Annotated in this window: 1 protein-coding gene; it reads right to left on the bottom strand. The window is 64.7% G+C overall.

Annotation, left to right across the window (positions count from 1 at the left end):
* Positions 1-127 precede the first annotated feature (127 nt).
* Positions 128-572, bottom strand: a 445-nt coding sequence (locus AC01FP_RS18815; RefSeq protein WP_474482450.1) for a hypothetical protein, incomplete at its 5' end; no start/stop codon positions are given.

Genomic DNA, 572 nt, shown 5'->3' with positions numbered 1-572 from the left:
TAAGAGTTTCCTGTAATGTGCGGCCCGGTAAGAGCCGTGTCAGCCGCGAGCTTTTCGCAGTTGCACAATCGCCGGGCGCCATGCGCGCGAAGGGGCAGATTGTCAAGATTTGCGGCGCGACCCGCGCTCAGTCGTCCGCAACCAGCCGGTTGATCTCGCGCAGCTCGCAGGTCGCCCCGGTGCGCGAGCGCAGGATGTCGCGCTCGACGCACAGCATTCCGTCCGCCCGCGGCTCGACATAGAAGCCGGAGTAGAAGTCCTGCGCCCGGCACGACTTGCGCAACCGCAGGCTCAGCACGCGCCGGTCGCGCAGGTAGAGCAGCAGCCGGTTGTCGCTGATCGACTGGACGCCTCGGATGGAACTGAGGGGAATGCATTTGCCCGCATCGCGCTCGGCATAATCGCGCAGGTTTACGCTCGGGACATTGGGCACCATCGATTGGCGCGGCGAATTGACCAGCGGGGAGATACGGATAGTGACCCGCTGCTCGATCCTGACCTGGTTATGGGTCGGCGTTACAATCAGCGAATCGAGTGCAAACCAGCCCAGCGGCAGGCTCGCCGCCGGGGCC

The organism is Cyanobium sp. NIVA-CYA 375 (assembly GCF_056108345.1).
Note: the sequence above shows the minus strand (reverse complement) of the source record. Positions and strands in the feature narration are given on the sequence as shown.